Annotated in this window: 14 protein-coding genes; 4 read left to right on the top strand and 10 right to left on the bottom strand. The window is 72.6% G+C overall.

The features are described from left to right. Positions 1-90 precede the first annotated feature (90 nt). Entirely contained in the window at positions 91-570 is a 480-nt protein-coding gene (locus IPM43_10515; protein QQS26430.1) for a MarR family transcriptional regulator, read from the top strand. Here IPM43_10515 and IPM43_10510 read toward each other — a convergent pair. The 7 genes from IPM43_10510 to IPM43_10480 form a co-directional block, all read right to left on the bottom strand. After that, on the bottom strand, positions 567-2390 hold the full coding sequence (locus tag IPM43_10510) for a branched-chain amino acid ABC transporter ATP-binding protein/permease (protein QQS23855.1): 1824 nt from the start codon (positions 2388-2390) through the stop codon (positions 567-569). The two genes, IPM43_10515 and IPM43_10510, sit on opposite strands and share 4 nt — an antisense overlap. Positions 2391-2416: 26 nt before the next feature. Further along, on the bottom strand, positions 2417-3307 hold the full coding sequence (locus tag IPM43_10505) for a branched-chain amino acid ABC transporter permease (protein ID QQS23854.1): 891 nt from the start codon (positions 3305-3307) through the stop codon (positions 2417-2419). Next, positions 3304-4029 carry an ABC transporter ATP-binding protein gene (locus IPM43_10500; protein ID QQS23853.1) on the bottom strand — a complete coding sequence of 242 codons (726 nt, stop codon included), beginning with the start codon at positions 4027-4029 and terminating at the stop codon, positions 3304-3306. The genes IPM43_10505 and IPM43_10500 overlap by 4 nt, the downstream gene beginning before the upstream one ends. Before the next feature lie 18 nt (positions 4030-4047). After that, positions 4048-5343 carry an ABC transporter substrate-binding protein gene (locus tag IPM43_10495; protein ID QQS23852.1) on the bottom strand — a complete coding sequence of 432 codons (1296 nt, stop codon included), beginning with the start codon at positions 5341-5343 and terminating at the stop codon, positions 4048-4050. A gap of 74 nt (positions 5344-5417) precedes the next feature. Next, complete coding sequence (locus IPM43_10490) at positions 5418-6332, bottom strand: hypothetical protein (protein QQS23851.1); 915 nt, start codon at positions 6330-6332, stop codon at positions 5418-5420. Between the two features lie 36 nt (positions 6333-6368). Then, positions 6369-7040, bottom strand: coding sequence for an enoyl-CoA hydratase/isomerase family protein (locus IPM43_10485; GenBank protein QQS23850.1), 672 nt, complete (start codon positions 7038-7040; stop codon positions 6369-6371). Between the two features lie 36 nt (positions 7041-7076). Further along, complete coding sequence (locus IPM43_10480; protein QQS23849.1) at positions 7077-7922, bottom strand: sugar kinase; 846 nt, start codon at positions 7920-7922, stop codon at positions 7077-7079. A 72-nt stretch (positions 7923-7994) separates the two neighbouring features. Between IPM43_10480 and IPM43_10475 the strand changes: the two genes are divergently transcribed. Genes IPM43_10475 through IPM43_10465 form a run of 3 tightly spaced genes read left to right on the top strand, consistent with a single transcriptional unit; the run spans position 7995 to position 12526 of the window. Then, positions 7995-8309, top strand: a complete 315-nt coding sequence (locus IPM43_10475) for a hypothetical protein (protein ID QQS23848.1) — start codon at positions 7995-7997, stop codon at positions 8307-8309. Between the two features lie 57 nt (positions 8310-8366). Next, entirely contained in the window at positions 8367-9557 is a 1191-nt protein-coding gene (locus IPM43_10470) for an exonuclease SbcCD subunit D (protein ID QQS23847.1), read from the top strand. Continuing rightward, entirely contained in the window at positions 9554-12526 is a 2973-nt protein-coding gene (locus IPM43_10465) for an AAA family ATPase (GenBank protein ID QQS23846.1), read from the top strand. The genes IPM43_10470 and IPM43_10465 overlap by 4 nt, the downstream gene beginning before the upstream one ends. A 5-nt stretch (positions 12527-12531) precedes the next feature. On the opposite strand, the gene recD is transcribed toward IPM43_10465, so the two are convergent. Genes recD through IPM43_10450 form a run of 3 tightly spaced genes read right to left on the bottom strand, consistent with a single transcriptional unit; the run spans position 12532 to position 20998 of the window. Next, a complete protein-coding gene (recD, locus tag IPM43_10460; protein ID QQS26429.1) occupies positions 12532-14268 on the bottom strand; it encodes an exodeoxyribonuclease V subunit alpha in 1737 nt (578 codons plus the stop codon). A gap of 23 nt (positions 14269-14291) precedes the next feature. Further along, a complete protein-coding gene (locus tag IPM43_10455; protein QQS23845.1) occupies positions 14292-17603 on the bottom strand; it encodes a UvrD-helicase domain-containing protein in 3312 nt (1103 codons plus the stop codon). Next, complete coding sequence (locus IPM43_10450) at positions 17600-20998, bottom strand: exodeoxyribonuclease V subunit gamma (GenBank protein ID QQS23844.1); 3399 nt, start codon at positions 20996-20998, stop codon at positions 17600-17602. The genes IPM43_10455 and IPM43_10450 overlap by 4 nt, the downstream gene beginning before the upstream one ends. Positions 20999-21013 lie beyond the last annotated feature (15 nt).

Raw genomic sequence — 21013 nt, 5'->3', positions numbered from 1 at the left:
TGCTAGGCGGGTATCGTTCGGCGCGACGGAGAGGGGACGGGGGTGACGAGAGCGTCGCAGTCCGGTGCGCCTGGCGACGATCCGACCGACCTGGTGCGAGCCGAGGAGGACGTGCGTGCCCGGGTCCGCGAGCTGCGCCTCGACACCGGCGCGCTGGCGGCCATCTCCAACGTCTACCGGGTGGCGAACGCGGTGCGCACCCACATGGAGCAGACCGTGCTGCGCGAGGACGACCTGTCGTGGACCTCGTTCCAGGTGCTCTGGGTGCTCTGGATCTGGGGCGAGATGGAGACCCGTCATGTCGCCGCCGAGTGCGGCATCGCGAAGGGGACGCTGACCGGGGTGCTCGCCCGGCTCGAAGCACGCGGCTTGCTGCACCGCGCCCCGCACGAGAGCGACCGTCGCCTGGTGCGCGTCGGGTTGTCCGCGGCCGGTGACACCCTGCTGGAGCGGCTCTACCCACGCTTCAACGCCCAGGAGGTCGCCGTCACCAACCGCCTCGACGAGACGCAGCGCCACGAGCTCGCCCACCTGTTGCGCGAGGTGCTGCGCTCGGTCGACGACCTCTAGGCGTCGACCCCGGCCGAGGGGGCAGCAGTACCCAGGTATGCAGCTTGCACGCGGGGATCCGCCTGGATCGCGCCCGGGTCACCGACCGCGATCACCTCGCCCTGGTCGAGGCAGTAGATGCGGTCGCAGATCCCGGTGATGAAGCCAAGGTCGTGGTCGATGACGATCACTCCCGCGCCGACGGCCGCGGCCGTGTCGCGCACCAGCGCGATCATCCCCAGCGACTCGGTGTCGCTCATCCCGCTCGTCGGCTCGTCGAGCAGCAGGAACGACGGTGCGCTGGCCGCAGCTCTCGCCAGCTCCAGGCGGCGAGACGTGCCGTAGTCCAGCTCACGCGCCCGCCGCTCACGCACGTCCCACAACCCGACCCGCACGAGGAGCGCGTCGACGTCGGCGCGCGAGCGCTGGCGACGATGGCGTCCGGCAACGATCGCCGCGGTCTCGACGTTCTCGCGCACCGTCAGCGCCGGATAGAGACGCAGGTTCTGGAACGTGCGCACCAGGCCGGCGCGGGCGATGCGGTAGGTGGAGGTGTTCGTCAGGTCGACCCCGTCGAGGGTGACCCGACCCTCGTTCGCGGCGACGATCCCGGTGATCACGTTGAGCAGCGTCGTCTTACCAGCACCGTTCGGCCCGATGATGCCGACCACCTCGTGGTTGGACGCGTCCAGATACGCACGGTCGAGCACGCGGAAACCGCCGAACGTGACCTCGATCTCGGCGGCCGAGACGTGCTCCGGGCTCGGCGTGGCCACCGGGGCCGCGGCCGGCGGCGCGGTCTCACGGCGCGTGCGGAACCTGCGCAGCGCCCACCGGTCGAGCTCCCAGTCGCCGAGCAGGCCGCCCGGGCGCAGGATCATGAACCCGAGCATCGCCCCGCCGAGGAAGATCTGGCTGAGCCCGTCACGCAGCAGCCATCCGAGCCCGGTGACGTCGACGTCGGGTCCGGCGAGGTAGCGCGTCACTTCGTTGCCTGCCGTCATCAGCGCGACGCCGGCCATCGCCCCGGTCAGGCTGTTGCGACCGCCGACGATCAGCATCACGAGCGTGAGCAGCGTGTACTCGAAGAAGAAGAACTTCGGCGTGATCGTGCCGAGTTGGTACACGCGCAGCGACGCGGCGACCGCGACGACCGCCACCGAGAGCAGCAGCGCGGCCATCTGCGGCCACACCGGGTTGATGCCGACGGCGCGCGCGGCGAGGTCGTCCTCGCGCGACGCCTGCGCCAAACGACCCGTGTTGCTCGCCTTGAACACCGCGGCGGCGACGAGCGAGCAGACGAGCGCGAGGTAGATCCACCCCCGCCCTTGCAGCGTCTGGCCGACGGTGAAGGTCAACCCAGCGCGGTCGCCACCGGTGAGCTCTGTCCAGTTGATCGCCACCTCGTGCGTCATGAACAGCAACGCGAGGGTGATCACGGTCGCCGAGACCGCGCCGGACTTCGCGCCGGACCGCGCCAGGCCGAGCCCGACTAGCGCTCCGACGGCCACCGTGACGACCACCGCGACGAGCGTCGCCTGGAGCGGCGTCAGGTGGACGTCGCCGAGACCGAACGGCGCGTCGGGGATCACCCGCTGCTTGCGATCCGGTGAGATCGCCGTGACGGCGAAGGCGTAGCCGGCGATGGAGGCGAAGCCCATGTGGCCGAAGGAGAGGATCCCCGTGTTGCCGATGTAGATCTGGAGGCCGACGACCATCACCGCGTTGATCAGGCCCTGGGTGACGAGCGCATCACGTGATGCACCGCCGCCGGCCGCGTAGAGCAACCCTCCACCGACCAGCACGGCGAAGATCACGATCGCCGACGCCGTGGGTGCCACGACGCGCCGTACGGGATCGACCTTCGTCACACCCGCTCCGCGTGGCCGACGCGCACGATGCCCTCCGGGCGGAAGATGAACAGCAGCGCGATGAGCAAGAACACGAAGCCGTCGGTCAGCCCGGAGATGTCGGTCGGCAGCCACGAGCGCAGGAGCACCTCGGCCAGACCGAGCACGAGCCCGCCGATCACCGCCCCGGGCAGGCTGCCGAGGCCACCGATGATCGCCGCCAGCACCCCCTTCAGCATCGGCGTCTGCCCGAGGTCGGGCTGGGCCCGCCCGCCACGCATCAGCCAGAACACCGCCGCGACCCCGGCGAGCGCGCCGGCGAGCGCGAAGGCGCCCTGGATCACGCGGCTCGACCGCACGCCCATCAGCCGGGCGGCGTCGAAGTCGAGGGCGGCCGCGCGCAGCGAGATGCCGAACACCGTCTTCTCCATCAGCCAGACGGTGACGAGCAGGGTCACCGCCGTGGCCGCGATGGTGAGCAGGTCGAACACCTCGAGGTTGATGCCCGCGACACCGACGGTGTTGTTGACCCACTCCGGGCTCGGGAAGATCCGCACGTTGGCCGACACGTACATGACGAAGATCGCCTGCACCACGAAGTGCACTCCGAACGACGTGAGCAGCAACGTGAAGTCCGCCGCGCCGCGCACCCAGCGGAAGGCGACGAACTCGATCGCCACGGACGTCGCGATGGACGTGAGGAAGATCGCCGGGACCGCCACCCACCAGCTTCCACCGGACACGGCGAGGATCCAGTAGCTCATGTAAGCGCTGACCGTGATCAGCTCGCCGTGGGCGAAGTTGACGAGGTGCATCACACCGAAGATCACCGCGATGCCGAGCGCGAGCAGCGCGTAGATGCCGCCGCGACCGAGGCCGTCGACGAGGTTCTGGATCAGCTCGGTCATCGCTCGCGGGCCTCTGAGTGTTGGGCTCCGACGAACGTGTCGAACAGGTCGTCGCGCGCGAGCAGCTGCGCGGCGGGGCCTTCGATCGAGATCTCACCCGTGCGCATCACGTAGGCACGATCTGCGGCCTGCAGCATGCGCCTCGCATTCTGCTCGACGACGAGCAGCGTGCGTCCCTCCGCGCGTAGCCGGTCGACCAGCCCGAACACCATGTCGACGAGCGTCGGCGCCAGCCCGAGCGAGGGCTCGTCCATCAGCACGATCCTCGGCTTGGACATGAGCGCTCGCGCGATGGCGAGCTGTTGCGCCTCGCCACCGGACAGGTAGCCCGCCGACGTCGTCCAGCGGACCCTGAGCATCGGGAACAGGTCGGCCATCTCGTCGAGCAACGCCGGACGCTCCCGCGGGGCCACGGTGACGGCGCCGACGCGGAGGTTCTCGACGACGCTCAGGTCGACGAAGACCCGGCGATGCTCGGGCACCAACGCGAGCCCGGCGCGCAGCATGCGGTCGGGCGACCACCCGGTGACGTCGCGGCCCTCGAGGAGCACCCTGCCGCCCGATGGCGACAGCAGCCCGGCGACGGTGCCGAGCAGCGTGGTCTTGCCCGCGCCGTTCGGCCCGATCAGGCCGACGGCCTCTCCCTCACCGACCGACAGGCTGACCTCTCGTACGGCGCTGATCGAGCCGTAGCGAGTGGTGACCGCCTCGATCTCGAGCATCGAGACGACTGGTTCGGTTCAGCCTTCGATCGTGGCGGCGAGTGTGACCTCGCCGTCCACGATCTGGTGGATGAACACCGGCTTGTCGGGAACCCCGCCCGTCCCCGCGTACGTGGTGGTGCCGGTCATGGTGGTGAGCCCGGAGATGTTCGCGATGGCCTCACCGATCACCTTGGGGTCGGTCGACCCCGAATCGACGAAAGCCTGGGCGATGACCATGATCGAGTCGGCGGCGAGCCCGGCGAACGACGGGTTCTCCGCCGGCGAGCCGGTGGCCTCCTCGTACAGGGCGAGGAACCGGCCGAGGTGGTTGTCCGGCTCGGCGAAGGCGTGGGTCGTGTAGAACATCCCGTTCGCCGCGTCGCCTTCGGCGATCAGCCCGGTCGCCTCGAACGCATCGGCGCCCAGATAGGTGAGCTCCACCCCCAGCGCCTCGAGCTGCGCCCGCAGGGCTGTGACCTGGAACCCCGGAGCGGCGGTGAACAGGAGCTGGGGTGTCTCGTCGAGGTTGGAGATCTCGTTTGCCTGCGCCGAGAAGTCGGTGTCCTCGAAGGGCACGTACGTGTAGTCGCCGAGGATCGTCCCCCCGAGCTCTTCGAACGCGGCGGTGAACGTCTCGGGCACGTAGCCGAAGTAGGGCCCCGGGGCCGAGAGCGTGATCGCGGTCGTCCAGCCCTGGTCGATCGCGAACTGGGCCGCGGCCTCGGCCTGCGCGGTGTCGTCGAACGAGGCGAGATAGCTGAGCGCGCCGGGGTCGGCGAGCGCCGGCTCGGTGGAGGCCACGAACACCACCGGCACCTCACCTGCCGTCACCTGCAGCAGCGGCTGGCCGAAGTCGGCGAAGGGAGGCCCGAGGATGCCGTGGACACCCTGGCCGATCAGGTCCTGCGCAGCTCGCTGGGTGACCTCGGGATCGCCTTGGATGTCTTCGACGATGAGCTCGACCTTCGCACCGTCGACACCGCCGGCGCAGTTGACCAGCTCGACGAAGAACTCGGCCGCGGCGCTGGCCGGGATGTCGGCGAACCCGCCGGCCTCGGACTTGTCGGCGGCATAGCCGATCTTCAGCGGTCCACCCGTTGGCTCCGCGCAGTCGGCGAGATCGACGCCGAGCACGGCGTCGAGGTCGATCGCGCCGGTCGTGCCAGCCGGTGTGCTGGCGTCGGGGCCATCGGTGCTCGGCGCGCCGCTGTCCGGAGCCGTGTCCGGTGTCGTATCCGGCGTCGTGTCGCCGCTGCCGGAGTCGTCGCCGCCGCACGCGGCGAGAAGGGTGCCGGCCGCCACGGCCAGCGCGATCCATGACCTTCGTGCCACTTCGTTCCCCCTTCTACGCGGCTTCGGCCGCGGCCCTTCGCGGCGTGACGCTACACGACCCGGAGACGTGGGATTCAGGCGCCGATGCCGAGGTTGACGAGGCCGACCTGCGCTCCGACGTCGCCGGTGACGGCGACGAGCAGCCCGGTGGCGGCGACGTCGCCCGCGATCGCGTCGTCCTCGTTGCGCGTGCGCTGCGCGGGTTCACGCGCGTCGTATGGCGAGGTGGCGAGCACCCGCTCGTTCACCGCTTCGTCGAAGTACACCTGGGTGGTGAGCACGGTACGCGGCGAAGACCCCGAGGCGATCCAGACCTTCACGTGGATGTGGATCGCCCGTCCCGGGTACCACCCCGGGTAGAGCGTGGCGAACTCGACGATGCCGTCGTCTCCCGCCTGCTGGGTGCCGCGCAGGAACGTCGTCCCCGGGCCGGCGTCGTCGGTCGAGCCACCGTCGACGAACCCGGAGTAGTCGCCGCTCGGATCGGCATGCCAGATGTCCACGATCGCGCCGGGCACGGGCACACAGGCGGCGTCCACGACGCGCAGGCCGAGACGCAACGGTGCCCCGGCGACACCCTCGGTCACGTCGCGCCGCAGCAGATCGGCGACCAGGTAGAACGGCCCCTCGGTCTGCTCCGGCACGAGGGTGCAGGTCGCCAGACCGTCGAAGTCGGCGGCGCTGAAGGCGGTACCGGGCGACGGCGCGACGCTGGCGACCTCGGCCGTGGCCGCCGACGAGTCCACCGTGGCCGCCGAGTTGATCGAGCCGGCCGTGCCGGGTGTCGTCGGCGCCGCCGTGGCCGGCGAAGTCGCCTCGGTGACCTCGCTGGCGCTCGGCGGTGTGGTCGAGGCGGACGACCCGGCCCCGGGCGTTCCCCCGTCGTCGCTGCTGCAGGCGGCCAGGCCGGCAGCCACCAGGCCGCCGCCTCCGAGGGCGAGCAGCCGGCGGCGGGTGATCGGCGTCTGGGGCTCCGGGAAGGTCGTCACCGCAACATCGTTGCGTACCGCGAGCACCGCCGGGCGTCAGAGGTCGAGCGTCGCCCCGCCGCCGACGGCCGCCCGCCGGTTCGCCTTCGCCTTCGTACGCACCAGCACCTCACGCGGTGCACGAGCAGCCAGCGCTGCTCGCTCGTGGGCGACGGCGAGCACCTCGGCGGCCGGCACCACGGCCGACACCAGCCGTAGCGAGAGCGCCTCGGCGGCGTCGATCTCGCGCCCTGTGAGGCAGAGGTCACGGGCCACGGCGCCGCCCACCAGGTCGTGCAGTGGGCCGTACACGACGTCGCCGAAGCCGATCTCGGGGTGGGCGAACCGGGCGGTGTCGGCCGCGATGCGGATGTCGCACATCACGGCGAGGTCGAACCCCCCGGCCAACGCCGGGCCGTTCACCGCTGCGACGAGTGGCAAGGGGAACTCGATCACCGTGCGGTGGAAGCGGTCGCTCGACGCCCACAGCCGCGCTTGGAAGTCGGCGTCGTCGACCGCGAACTCGGCCAGGTCGAACCCCGCGCTGAACACCTCACCGGCACCGGTCAGCACGACCACCCGCACGGCGTCGTCCTGCGCGAGCTCGCTCAGCGTGTCGCTCACCTCGTCGCGCAGCGCGATCGACAGCGCATTGCGCTTCGCCGGCCTGTTCAACGTGAGCCGGGCGATCCCGTCGGTCGGCCCGTCGACGAGCAGCAGCTCACCCATCGCCGTCGACGCTACGCCCTCGCCGGAGGGAGCCCGTCACCGGCGCGGCGCGGAGAGCACCGCCGCAGCCACCTGGTGAGCGCGGCGCGCGGCCTCGACCGGGTCGGCGCCCTCGGCCAGCGCGCAGAGCAGCCCCGCGGCGAACGCGTCGCCGGCACCGGTCGAGTCCTCCACCGCGGTTAGCGCGACCGCGGGCACCTCGACCGCGTCTTTCCCGGCAGCGACTACGGAGGCCGGGCCGGCGCCGTGCTTGACGACCGTCAGCGCGGCGGCGATGCGCGCCATGCCGTCCTCACCGAGGCACCGTGCCTCGTCCGCGTTGGCGAGCAACACCGCGGGGTGCAGCGCCGCCACGCGCTCGACGAGCGCGTCGACACCGAAGGCCTCGATCACCGCGACCGAGGCGGCATCCACCGACACGCGCAGCCCCCGCTCGCCGGCCAGCGCGGCGAGCGCCAATGCCGTCGAGGCGATCGGTTCGACGGCGAGCGAGTACGCAGGAACGTGCAGAGTGTGCAGGCCGTCCAGCCAGGCGGCGTCCGCGGCGTCGAGCAGCATGGACGCTCCCCTGTCCGAGAGCATCGTGCGTTCGCCGAGGTGGTCGACGAGGACGACGATCGTGCCGGAGCGCCCGCCACGTCGGCCCACCACCTGCACTCCGGCGGCGGTGAGCTCGGCGACGAGTCCGGCTCCCGCGCGATCGTCACCCACCTGGCCGATGAAGCGAGCCGCACCGGTGAGCGAAGCAGCCACCGCGGCGACGTTGGCCGCGCTGCCGCCTCGTCGCCTGACGACGTGAGCTTCGGTGTCCGACGCCAATGCCACCGGGCCGCCGAGGTACACGACGATGTCTTCGACGAGGTCTCCGATCGCCCCGAGCACGACCCGGACTGTACGACCTTCGCCCTTTCGACGATGCAGAGCGCGACCGACGAAGACGCGAGACTGAGGGCGATGTACGTCCACGTCGCACGTGACGAGTCCGGCTCGGTGGAGCTCAGCCTGCGCGACGCGGACGACTGCCAGCGCTTCCACCTCGCCGCCACGGCACTCACCCTCGACGACGTCGGCGCGGCACTCCTCGGCAAGGGTGCCGGCGTCGTGGACGGCGAGCACGCCTACATCGAGACCGCGGCCCTGCGCCAGATGTCCACGGGTCTCGTGTCCCCAGGTTGGGACGAGCGCTTCGCCGCGATGCTCGAGTACGCGTCGAGCAAGGGCTGGATCGACGATCGCGGTCGCGTCCGGGCCCATTGCGAGCTCGGCTGAGCGGCCCGGCGCAGACGGTCCCCGATCGTGTAACACCCCCTTCCTAACCTTCGGGGTGTGCGCCTGCTCCACACCAGCGACTGGCATCTCGGCCGCAGCTTCGGCCCGGTGCCGCTGCTCGACGACCAGCGCGCGATGGGTGAGTGGCTCGTCGCCACCGCCGTCGACGAAAGGGTCGATCTCGTCGTCGTGGCCGGCGACGTCTACGACCGCGCCATCCCTCCCACGGCAGCGATCGAGTTGCTGCGCGACACGCTGCAGCGGCTCCAGGCCGCGCGGATCCGCACCGTCGTCATCTCCGGCAACCACGACAGCTCCGAAAGGCTGGCGGCATACGGCGGGCTCACCGACCAATCCGGGATCCACGTGCGGGGCGGCTACCACCGCGCCGGCGAGGTTCTGCCGCTCGAGTTCGACGACGGCCCGCTCGACGTCGTCGCGCTGCCGTATCTCGACCCCGTCCTCGCCCCGCTCGATCGGGTCGGCCCGCCGGCGCCCGGCGACGAGCCCGACGCCGCGGCCAGACGCTGGCGCGCCACCCACCAGGCGGTGCTCGCCCAGGCTGCCGGCGTAGCCAAGGCCGCGCGGCGTGCCCCCCGGTCGCTGGCCGTGGCGCACGCGCTGGTGGTCTCCGGTGCCGGCGCCCCGGGCCTGGTGCGCAGCGACTCCGAACGTGAGCTCACCGTCGGCGGCACCGGCGCCGTCGACGTGTCGGTGTTCGACGGGTTCTCGTACAGCGCGCTCGGTCACCTGCACGCGCCCCAGCTCGTCGGTGGTCGGGCGAACGTGCGCTACTGCGGCTCACCGCTCGCCTACTCCTTCTCCGAGCAGGCACCGAAGCAGGTGCTGCTCGTCGAGCTCGCACCCGACGGCAGCACCGAGGTGCAGCCGCTGGCCGTGCCCTGCGGGCGCGGCGTATGTCAGGTCACGGGCACCATCGACGAGCTGCTCGCCGAGGTGCGCCTCGACGCGGTCGACCGGTTCGTGAAGGCCGTGCTCACCGACGCCGGTCCGGTCGTCGACGCGAAGGTCCGCCTGCAGCAGCGCTACCCGTGGGTGGTCGAGATCGAACTGCGTCCCGAGCGCCCCGCCGGCACCACGGCGAGCGCCGGCCACGCCGGCGAGCGGCGCTCGCTCAGCCCCGCCGCCGCCGCCGACGCCTACTGGCACGACCTGTTCGGCACGGCACCGAACCACGACGAGGCCGAGCTGCTCGTACGGATGCTCGACGAGGCGGTGCGCGGATGAGACCCCGGCTGTTACGCCTCCAGGCGTTCGGGCCGTACCCCGAAGAAGAGGTCGTCGACTTCGTTCCCCTCGCCGGGCTCGGTCTGTTCGTCGTCGCCGGCCCCACCGGCGGCGGCAAGACCACCATCTTCGACGCCATCACCTATGCCCTCTACGGCGAGGTCCCCGGCGATCGACCCTCCACCGACGTCCGCTCCCACCACGCCCGGGCAGACGTACCGACGGTGGTCGAGCTCGAGTTCGAGATCGACAAGCGCCGGTTCAAAGTGCTGCGCAAGCCGTCGTACGAGCGGCCACGCAAGCGCGGCGCCGGCACCACGATCGAAAAGGCCGAGGCCGAGCTGTACCAGCTCAACGAGCAGCTCGGCTGGCAGGGAATCGAGCGCGGCCCCGGCAAGGTCTCGGCGCGCTGCGCCGAGCTGATCGGGCTGAGTGCCGGGCAGTTCCAGCGGGTGGTGCTGCTGCCCCAGGGCAAGTTCGCCCAGCTTCTGCTCGCGCGCACCGACGAACGCGAGCAGCTCCTCCGCCAGCTGTTCGGCACCCACCTCTACCAGATCGCCACCGAGCGGATGCGCGAAGAGGCGCGCCGGCTCTCCGGCGCCGTTGGCGATGTCGAGCGCCAGGTCGACCACCACCGCGAGAACGCTCTCGCCGCTCTCGGCGCCGCTCGCCTCACGCTCGGTCTGTCCGCCGACGCCGACGACGCCGACGAGCCGCCGGCCGGCCTGGCTCACCTCGCCGGCGCACTCGCGCATGTACGACCCGTGCTCACCGAGCGCGAGGCGCGGGCCGGCGCCGCTCGTACCGCCGCGGAGAAGGCGCGAGTTGCCCACACCAGCGCGGTCGAGGTCGCCCGGCGGTTCGACCGCCACCGCCAGCTCGCCTCGCACAGAGACCAGCTCGAGGCGCTGGCACCGGTGCGCGAGCTCGCATCGGAGCGGGCAGCGGCCGCGCGGCGAGCGGCGCCAGTCGTCAGCTTGGCGCTCGTTGTCGACGAGGCGGTCCTGCACCTCGACACGGTCCGTGAGGCCGAGCGCGCCTCCCGGTGCGCGATCGCTGCCCAGGCGGCGAGCCTTGGTGCCGTCGCGCCAGCTTCCCCGACCGAGGCGTCCACGCTCGCCGCGCAGCTTGCCGAGCGAGCCGCCGGCGATTCCCGCCTGCTCGCGGCCGCGGCCGACGCCGACGAGCAAGTCCGCGCGGCAGGAGACGGCGCGAGCGAGTGTGTGCGCGCGCTCGCTACCGCGCAGGACAACCACCGCGCGGCCGCCACGGCGCTCGAGCTGTCCACCGCCGAGCGCGCACCACTCGCGGCTCTCGCGGCGCAGGTTTCGGCGCTCGCCGCGCGCGCCGAGGCCGCCCGAGCGGTGGTCGAGCTCGCCACGCGGCTCGCCGACGACATCGTCGGGCTGAGCAACGCCCATCAACTGGCGATCGCCGCCGAGCGACACCACGACAACCTGTTCGCCGCGTTCACCGCCGGAGTCGCGCCACGCCTGGCGGCCGAGCTCAAGCTCGGCGATCCCTGCCCGGTGTGCGGCAGCGAAGACCACCCCCACCCGGCGCGCAGCGGGCCCGACGCGCTGGCGGTCGGCGTCGACGATCTGGAGTCGGCTCGAGATGCTGCGGACGAGGCGCGCAGCCACCGCACGCGGGTCTTCGACCGTGTCGAGCAGGCCCGCGGCGATCTCGGGCCGGCGGCCGAGCTCCGCCTCGACGAGCTGAAGGCAGCGCATCAATCGGCGCAGGCCGCGCTGGCCGGCTCTCTCGCGGCTCGCCAGCGTCTCGTCGTCGTCGACGCCGAGGTGGAGCTGGCCCGGGTGGCAGTGCACCAAGCCGAGGGCGCGGTGGTGCAGGCCAGGCTCGACTCACGCGGCGCCGAGGTCCGCGTCGAGCAGGCCGGCCAAGCGCTCGTTGCCGCGCGTGCCGCGGCAGAGGGGATCGACCCCGCCGACCTCACCCGCCGGGTCGACGCGATCGCGGTGTTCCAGCAGGCCATCGCCGACTGGTCGAACACCGCCGCCGCGTCGGGGCCGGCAAGCGGGCGCGCCGATGCCGCCCGGCAGGATCTGTCCAGGGCACTCGGCGCGAGTGGTTTCGACGACGTCGTCGGTGCGCGGGCATGCGCGCTGTCCGCAGACGAGCTGAACGACCTCGAGGAAGAGATCGCGCAATGGCAGCAGCAACGGCGCCACGTGAACGCCGCGCTCGACGAGTTGGAGCACCTCGGCGTGCCCGACGTACGGCCCGACCTCGTTGCGCTCGCCTCCGCGGCCGACGTCACCCAGCAGCGAGCGGCACACCTCACCACGAGCACCTCTTCGGTGGCCCAGCGGCTCGACGACGCAGAGCTGGCGCTGACCACGGCGCAGCAGCTGGAGGCCGGCTCGGCCCGCATCCGCCACGAGCGCGACGTCGCCGTACGTGTCGCCGGCACCTGCGCGGGGGTCATCGCCCCGAAGGTACGCCTCGAGGCGTGGGTGCTCGCCGGCGAGCTCGATCAGGTCGCGGCCGCGGCGAACGTGCACCTGAAACGCATGTCGGCAGGTCGTTACACGCTCGTACGGGAGGGCGGGTCCGACGACCTGCGCTGTCGCACCGGACTCGACCTCGTCGTCCTCGACGCGCACACCGGGCGTGAGCGGAGCCCAGCCACGCTGTCGGGTGGCGAGCAGTTCCAGGCTGCGCTCGCGCTCGCCCTCGGCCTGGCCGACGTCGTCAGCCGCGGCGGCAGCGCAAGCGGGCGCAGTTTTGAGGCCCTGTTCGTCGACGAGGGCTTCAGCACGCTCGACCACGACGCCCTCGACGACGCGATCGAGACGCTCGACCACCTGCAGGCGGGCGGGCGGATGGTCGGCGTGATCACCCACGTCGATGCGTTGAAGCAGCAGCTGCGCACGGGCATCGAGGTTCGCCGTCGCCCCGACGGGCGCGGCTCCACCATCGTCGGCGCGTGCCGACCTCGCGGCTGAGCTGCTCAGCCGCCGCGAGCGCCGCCGGGCCACAACAGCGCCCCCAGTCCCCCGGCTCGGGCCACGCGCCGTTCGATGGCGGCGACCACCGACGCCTCGTCACCGACGAGCGTCACGCCGAGGCGTGCCCTGGTGACGGCGGTGTAGAGCAGCTCCCGGCTGGCGAGCGGTGACTCGGCCGGCGGGAGCACCACCACCACGTGGTCGAACTCGGAGCCCTGGCTCTTGTGGATCGTCATCGCATGCACCGTCTCGACCGACTGCAGACGCGACGGGGCGAGTGAGCGCACGCCGTCGTGGTCGGCGAAGGCGACCACCAGGCGGTCGTCGCGGCGCACGACAACCCCGAGGTCGCCGTTGTAGAGGAGGTTCACGTAGTCGTTGGCGGTGACGAGCACGGGCCGCCCGGGGTACCAGCCGGCGACACCACTGCCACTCGCGGCGAGTGCCGCCTCTACCCGATGGTTCCAATCGCCGACCCCGAACGGGCCGTCGCGATGGGCGCAGAGCACGCGCAGCTGCCCGAGCCGCCCGAGCGCTCCGGCCGCGTCGCCTGCCGCGGCGAGCTCGGCCACCTCGAGAGCGACGGGCACGGCGAGGGCACGCACACGTTCGACGGCGCCGGGGTGATCGGCCGGGCTCGCGTGCCATTCGAGCGCTCCCGCGCCGTTGCCTTCGGCGCCGGGTTCGGTGAGCACGGCAAGCGCGGCGCGCGCGTCACCGCGGCGAACCGCGCCCGCGAACCGGTCGAGCGGTGACCCGGCTGGGAAGCGCCGGCTGTGGCGGAGCACGATCGTGTGACCGGACAACGGACCGCCGCGGGGCTCGGCCACCGCCGGGTCGGCGATTGGCCCGGACAGGTCGCCGAGCACGGTGCCCGCCTCGACGCTCGTGAGCTGGGCCGGGTCGCCGACGAGCACCAGGCGCGCTTGCGGTCGGACGGCGTCGAGCAGGCGGGCCATCAGCGGCAGCGACACCATCGAGGTCTCGTCGACGATCACGACGTCGTGGGGCAGGGGTCGGTCGCGGCCGTGGAGGAACCGCCCCCCGCGCGTGCCGAGCAGGCGGTGGATGGTGGATGCCTCGGCGGTGGCGATGCGCTCGGCGAGCGGGGCGGGCAATCGACCGGCTGCTGCACGCAGCGCCTCGCCAAGGCGCGCCGCGGCCTTTCCGGTCGGTGCCGCGAGCGCGATCCGCGTCGAGGGGTCGTGCGCCGTGAGGCACGCGAGCAGCGCGGCGACGGTGGTGGTCTTGCCGGTGCCAGGGCCTCCGACGAGCACGGTCAGCGACTGGTGCAGCGCCATGACGACGGCGTCACACTGCGCCGCGGCGCCCTCACCGGTGAGCAGCGCATCGAGGACGTCCGGCGACGGTTCGACGGCCACGGCCGGCGCGACGGCACGTGTGGCGAGGTGCGCGGAGACGGCCTGCTCGTAGGCCCAGTAGCGGTGCAGGTAGAGCCGGTTCCCGTCGAGCACGAGGGGGGCGTCGGGGCCACGGGTGAGGGGGCTGGCCGAGATCGCCGCTGTCCAAGCGTCCAGCTCGGGTAGCGCGATCGGCGGGTCGACGCTGCCGAGGGCGCCGAGGTCGACACAGGTGTGGCCGACGCGAGGAGCACGTGCGGCGAGCGCAGCAGCGAGGGCCACGGTCTCGTCGTCGCATCCGCCGAGGCGCGCGAGCGCGGCAGCGATGTGCACGTCGGACGCGCCGAGCACGCCGGCTTCGCGCAGCGGCTGGAGCAGGTCGAACACATCGAGCGCCGCGGTCACGACGATCCCCCGGTGGCGAGCAGCCGATCGAGGGCGTGCACCGCAGCAACGGGTGGCCGCCACCACAGCACCCCGCGGGGCGCGGCAGAGGCCGAAGCCGGCACCATCCCGCGCACGAAGAGGTACGCGGCGCCGCCGAGATGACGCTGCGGGTCGTACCCAGGCAGTCGCCAACGCAGGAAGCGGTGCAGGGCGACCAGGTACAGCGCCGCCTGCAGCGGGTAGTGCGAGTGGGCCATCGCGGCGGCGAGCTCGCCGGTGGTGTAGCCAGACGCCGGGCCGAGCTGGTTCGTCTTGTAGTCGGCGACGAAGTACAGACCGTCGGGGGCGGTCCGGGCGACGAGGTCGATCGAGCCGGTCAGCATGCCGGCGATGTCGATGTCGAAACCGGTCTCGTCGCGCATCGAAGACGCCCACGCCAGCAGCGGATCGTCGGGCGCGAGGTGGTCGGCGAGAGCGGCACCGATGCGGTCGGCGCGGATCGCGGCAAGGGGGAGGTCGAAGACGAGCTCGTCGAGGCGGTCGTGACGATGCAGATCGCGCAAGCACCGCTCGCCGAGCGGGCCACCGAGCGGTGCGCCGACCACGTCGGTGAGCGCCGCGGCGAGCGCCGCTGGTTCGACCGACAGCCGCTGATACCGCAGCTCCTCCTCGCACAGCGCGACGAGATCGGCCTCGAGCGTCGCGCTGGCGAAGTCGCAGCGCTCGAAGACGCGGTGCACGAGCGTGCCAAAGCGCGTGCCCCCGGGCGCGTCGGACAAGCGGGTGGTGACAGCACCCGCTGCGCCGGACACGACCAGCGCCTCCGTCGCGCCTGGCGCTGCCTCGTCGACGCCGCCGACGACCGGGCGGTCGGTGGCATCAGGGGGTGAGGAGCTGGCTGCTGCGTCGACGCGCCGCAGGTCGGCACCGGCCTTCACCGAGCTGAACGACCAGATCCGCCACGTTTGGTCGACGCGCCGCCGAGCTGTGGCCACCTCGAGCGGCGGTGGCTCCTGCACCGGCCCCGACGGTGAACGGACCGGCCGGGCCAGCGCGGTGACAGCCGCGAGGGCGCCGCCCGCGGCGTCGACGAGGGGGGCGAAGTCGCCGGGGTCGACCGGCGTCGCGCCGAGCCGCTCCTCGAACAGGCTGCCGAGGGTGCACTTGCCCTTCGCCGTCGTCGGCGCCCACCACACGACGCAGCGGTGACGGGCCCGGGTGAGCGCGACGTACAGCAGTCGCCGATCCTCGCCGTCGCGTTCGACCGACGCCTGCGTACGCACACCCTTTGCCCAACCGGTGGTGGGAGCCTCGATCACCCACCCGGAGTCGAGCTGGCGACGCCCGTCGATCTGGGCGTGGGGGATCTGCCCCCCGGCATACCTCGTCGTCCACAGGTACGGGCACAGCACGACAGGGAACTCGAGCCCCTTCGCGCGGTGGATGGTCAGCACCTGGACCGCGTCGTCGTCGCGGTCGATCCGGCGAGCGAGCTGCTCGCGCGCCATCTCCTCGTCGCCGCCTGCGCCGAGCTCGGCGAGCACGGCCAGCAGCGCGGCTGCGCCGACCGGGCGGCCACCGGTGGCGGACTGCATCAGCTCGGCGATGTGGTCGAGGTCGGTCAGGTGGCGTTCGCCGAGACGACGCTGCAGCAACCGGGTGTTCAAGCCGCGGGCGCGAGCGGCGGCGAGCAGCGCCGGGATGCCCCGCCCGGCGAGGAGCAAGGCCCACTCGCGCAGTTCGTCGTGCAGCTCGGCGAGCGAGTCGTCGTCGGGGACGGCGAGCCGCTCGGCGGTTATACCGACGAACCAGCCGAGCGCGGCCGCACGCGCGAACCCCGGGTGACCGGGACGCTCGAGCGCGCGCAGCAGCACCGTCCACTGGATCGCCGCGTCGGTCTCGAGCACGCTGCGCGTGGCCGCGGTGGCTGCCGCGAACCCGTGCGCGCCGAGATCGAGCGCCGTCGCCACCGCGTCGGCGTTCGAGCGGGTCAGCACCGCGATGTCGCGGGCGGCGAGGGGCCGCTTGCCGCCTTCGGCCGAAGGATCGTCCACCTGCACATCTCCCCCGAGCAGCTCGGCCACCTCGGCGACGACGTCGGCGCGCACCAGGCGGCGGGCTCGGGGAGCGCTCAACGCGGCGTCGGCGCCTCGGGGGACGCAGCGGATCACCAGCGACTCCGGGCAGGCGCCGTGCAGGCCGCGGTGCTCGTGGCCCGGCGCGGCGTCGACGGGCGAGAACGCGATCGCGGCATCGCCGAACGTGGCGCCGTCGAAGACCTGTTCGAGCGATCGCAGCAAGGGTGCGTCGGAGCGCCAGTTCGTGGTGAGCGTGCTGACCTCGCGCGCGGCAGCGGTGGCGTCGAGGTAGGCGGAGATGTCAGCCGACCGGAAGCGGTAGATCGACTGCTTCGGATCTCCGACGAGAACCACGGTGACGGGAGCAGGCCCGTCGACGAACGCCGTGCGGAAGATGTCCCACTGGACGCGATCGGTGTCCTGGAACTCGTCGATCAGCACCACCTGGTAGCGGCTGCGAAGGGCGGCGACGACCGTCGGCCCGCCGGGGCCGGTGAGCAGGTCACGCGCATCGCAGAGCAGGCCGTCGAACGTGCGTCGGCGCGTTTTCGCCCGCCGGTGCAGCACCTCGTCACGCGCGTCGTCGGCCAGGGCCACGGCGAGGTCCCACTGCTCACGCAGTGGCCCTGCGGGGTCGGCTTTGCCCGCAGGACACGGAGCGAGGTGAGCCATCACCGACTCGGGCATCGACAGCCTGGCCCGCACGGCCTCGGCCACCCTGTCGACACGCACCTTGGTGTCCGGGTCGTCACCGGCGCGGGCGAGGAACAGGTCGTTGACGGCTTCGTCCACGTCGAAGGCCGACTCGGTCAGCCCCGCCCCGGCAGCGGCCGACGACGCGCCGGAGAGGACGCGACTGGCAAAGCCGTGGATGGTGGCCACGGTCGCCGCGTCGAACTCGGCGACCGCCTGGCGCAGCCGGGCGAGGCGGGTTGCAAGCAGTGGTGTGGGGTCTTGCGCCGAGGCGATCGCGCCGAGCACGGGGTCGTCCACGGGGGGAGCCCCGGCCTCGATGTGCGCGACCGCCTCGACGAGGCGCGACCGCACACGCCCGCGCAGCTCGGCCGTGGCGGCCTCGGTGAAGCTGACGATGCACAGCCCGCCGGCAGGCACTCCCGCCTCGGCCACATACCGCACCGCCAGCGCGGTCAGCGCGTACGTCTTGCCCGTGCCGGCACTGGCCTCGAGCGCGGTGAGCCCGGCGGGCAGGGGCCCGCCCGGGTCGAACGCGGCGGGAATGGCGGTCACGGCTCCACCTGTTCGGGGACGGTCGTGGATTCGACCATTGTCCAGACGCGGTGGGCCCACCGTTCGATCCTCGACGCCGCGTCACCCCACTCCGGGCCGACCTCGTCGGCGCGCGGAGGGATGCCGAGCAGCTCCTCGAAGTCGACCTCGCCGAGCATGAACCTGACGTAGCGCTCGTTGCCGTTGTCACCACCGGCGCCCGCGAACGAGGGCCGCCAGTCGCTGGCGGCTTTGTCGGGGCCCTCGTCGAGCAGTGCCCGAGTGAGCTCGGCCAGTGCCGGAACGACGCTGCACCGCACGCGCCCGACGAGATCGACCGCCGACTGCAGCGCGATCCGCGCGTGTTCGGGCGAGCGCATCTGGAGCCGAATCACCTTCGCACGATCCTTCTCACGCCCGACGGTGACCGCGCGCCACGCGACTTCGGGTCGGGCACACGTGAGCGCGGCCAGGCGCACCCATGTGGCCAGGCGGTGCCGGGCGCGAAGCGTGGAGGCGGTCAACTCGACGAGCAACTCGCCCCGCACCCCGGTGATCTCCCCCACCACTTTGCAGTCACCGACGGCGACGTCGAGCACCTGCGTAAGCGCGGGGACGTCGAGGGCCACGCCCTCGGCCTCCGCGGCGTCGAGGATGGTGGTCACCGCCTTCAGCGACTCGTTCAGCGAACGCTCGCCGGCGGCGAGAGGGGGCAGCCGGCCCGCCGCCTGCTCGACCCGCAGCCACTCGTCACGTTCGCCGGCAGCGAGGCGCCGGCCGCCGGCAAGCACCTTGGCAAGCAGTCGGTCGCTGACCTGCCAACGCCCGAGACCGACCGTCGTCAGCTCGGGCAAGTCGCTGACCCGCTCGTCGTCGCCGGCGACGAAGATGCCAAGGCGCGCCCGGGCAAGGGCGCGGACCGGGTTGCGCAGGCCCTCGACGAGCTCGTCGACGGTGACTTCGGTGAGCGGCTGCGGGGGGAGGTCGGCACCCATTACGGGCAGGGTCGGGCGCGCCTCGCGGCGGGTACTGGCCGCGTCGCGGGCAGCGCGGTCGAAGCTCCATGCCGTGGGCACGCCGAGACGCCCTGGCCAGAAGTTGGGCTCCGACCACGACTGGCGGGGGTGGTCGACGGCCACGCGGTCGCTGGCCTTCCCGCTCGACCCCGGGCCTTGGGCGGCGCCGACCCGGACGGTCGCGTCGATCAGGTCGGCGAGCTCGGCGACGGGCACTGCCGGCGCCACGTTGGCGTTCGTGCGCAGGTCGCGCCCGGTGGTGCAAACGACGAGCCGCTCGCCGGCAGCCAGGATCGCGTCGAGCAGCTGCGCTCTCAGCTCGCTCCGCGCGTCGCCGTCGCCGACGCAAGGTGGCGCGGCGGCGAGGTCGTCGGCCGCGGCCGTGCCGGCGACCAGCTCGCCGTCGAGGCCGAGCAGGCAGACCACCCGGTGGGGGACGCCGCGCTGCGCGGTCGGCGAGGACACCGTGACGGCGCCGGTGCCAAAGCGTGCGCGACCGCCCCCGTGCTCGAGCAGTTGGGAGAGGAGCACGGCCAACTCGGCGGAGGGCACGGTGAGGCCATGATCGCCGCCGGCGAGCTCGTGGTCTTCGCGCATCGTCGCGAGCGCTCGGTCGAGGTCGCGCCACTGCCAGGCGTCGATCTCGGGTAGCGAGCACAGGGCATGCGCCGACGTCGCGACGGCATCGCACCAGTCGGCGACCCTCTGTGCTCCGCCGAGGCGCCGTACCGCGAGCCCGAGCTGACGAACCACATCGGCCAGCATCCCGACGGCATCGACGTCGTCGGACTCGATGCCGGCATGTGGCGGCGTATCGCCGATGGCGAGCGCGCCCGTCTCGTCGGGCATCGTCGAGCCGACGAGGAGCTGATCGAGACCCGCCTGCCAGGTGTGCGCGACGACGTTCGGGGGGAAGCCGAACTCGGTGCGGCTCGGTGAGTCGAGCCCCCAGCGCACATTGGTGCTGGCCGCCCACGAGGCGAAGCGCGCCAGGTGGTCGGACTTGATCCCGAAGCGGTGGCGGACCGCGGCGCGCGCCGTAAACGCGAGCACGTCACTTGCGCGGAACCTGCCCTCGAGCAGGTCGAGCAGCTGGGCGACGGCGTCGAGCAGCGGGCTGTCGGCGCGCAGGGAGCGGTCGGCGATCCTGACCGGCACCTGGGGCACGCCGTGCTGGGGGTCGCCGGCGAACACGGCCTCGACGAGGGGGGCGAAGGTGGCGACGTCGGGACAGACGATCGCGACGTCGCGTGGCTCGAAGCGCGGCCGTGGCCCGTCGTGCTCTTCGAGCAGGCGCACGATGACGTCGCGCAGCACCTCGACCTGGCGGACCGGACCGTGGCAGCGGTGCCACTGGAAACTCGCGTCGTCGGCGGCAAGCTCGGGGCGTCGGTCGGTGGCGCCGGCGGTCGGTCGCCCCGGCGGTGCGACGTCGTGCGCGATGTCGTGCTTCAGGCGCGCAAGCAGCGTGAGGGGTGGTTCGCCGGCGTCGTCTCCGGCACCGCCGACCAGCCGTGCCTGCACGCCTTGTCGCGCGGCCATCGCGGCGAGCAGCAACTGCGCCTCGCGCGAGGCGCGGCCCCACGTCTTGGCGAGGGGGTGGGCGACGGCTGCGGCGGACGGATCTCCCGAGCGCAGCACCGCCGACTCGCCAAGCTCGTGGGCGACGCCGGCCACCCTCCGCCACACCTCGATCGACGCTGCCGGAGCGAGGACGTGGAGCTCACGTCTGGTGGCGAGAGCACCGAGCACGTCGAGGTGGGGCGACGGCAGGCCGGACAGCCCGACCAAGACCACCCGGTCGGGCAGCAGGGGCTCGATGCGCGCAGCACGCAGGGCGGCGGTGTCGAGGGCCAGGCGCCGCACGTCGCTCGGTTCGCCGAGGCGGTGCAGGAGGCGTCGCCACAGCCTCGGCTGCCAGCGGACGTGTTCGGGCAGGGCAGCACCGGTGACGTCGACGTCGTGGCCCGCTTCCCAGGCGTGCACCATCGTCGGGCGGTGCAGCCCGTAGCGGTCGAACAGGTCGGCGATCGCACGGGCGCGCACCGCGTCGAGCGCCAGTCCGAGCTCCTCGGCCGCACCGTCGCCCAACTCCTGGTAGATCGCCCAGGTCAGCGGGCCGACGCTCCACCGACCCGAGTTGCGGTCGTCGCCGAGCGCGCGGCGCACGAGCGTGGCCGGAAAGACGAACTCGACGTTCGCGACGATGCCGTCGGGCCAAAGCCCGCCGCTCGCGCCGAGCCGCTCGGCGAGGCGGGCGACGAGCCACGACTTGGTGCCCTCACCAGGCACGGCCACGACGTCACGAGTGAACGGATCGGTCGGCGCGTCGGTGAGCAACCTCGCGAGCTCGTCGGCCAGCGGGGCCAGACCCGAGGCGACGGTGAGGTGGAGCGCCATGGGGACGAAGGTAGC

The sequence above is a fragment of the Actinomycetota bacterium genome, from assembly GCA_016700055.1.
In the GTDB taxonomy this organism is placed as follows: Bacteria; Actinomycetota; Acidimicrobiia; order Acidimicrobiales; family Ilumatobacteraceae; genus Kalu-18.
Note: the sequence above shows the minus strand (reverse complement) of the source record. Positions and strands in the feature narration are given on the sequence as shown.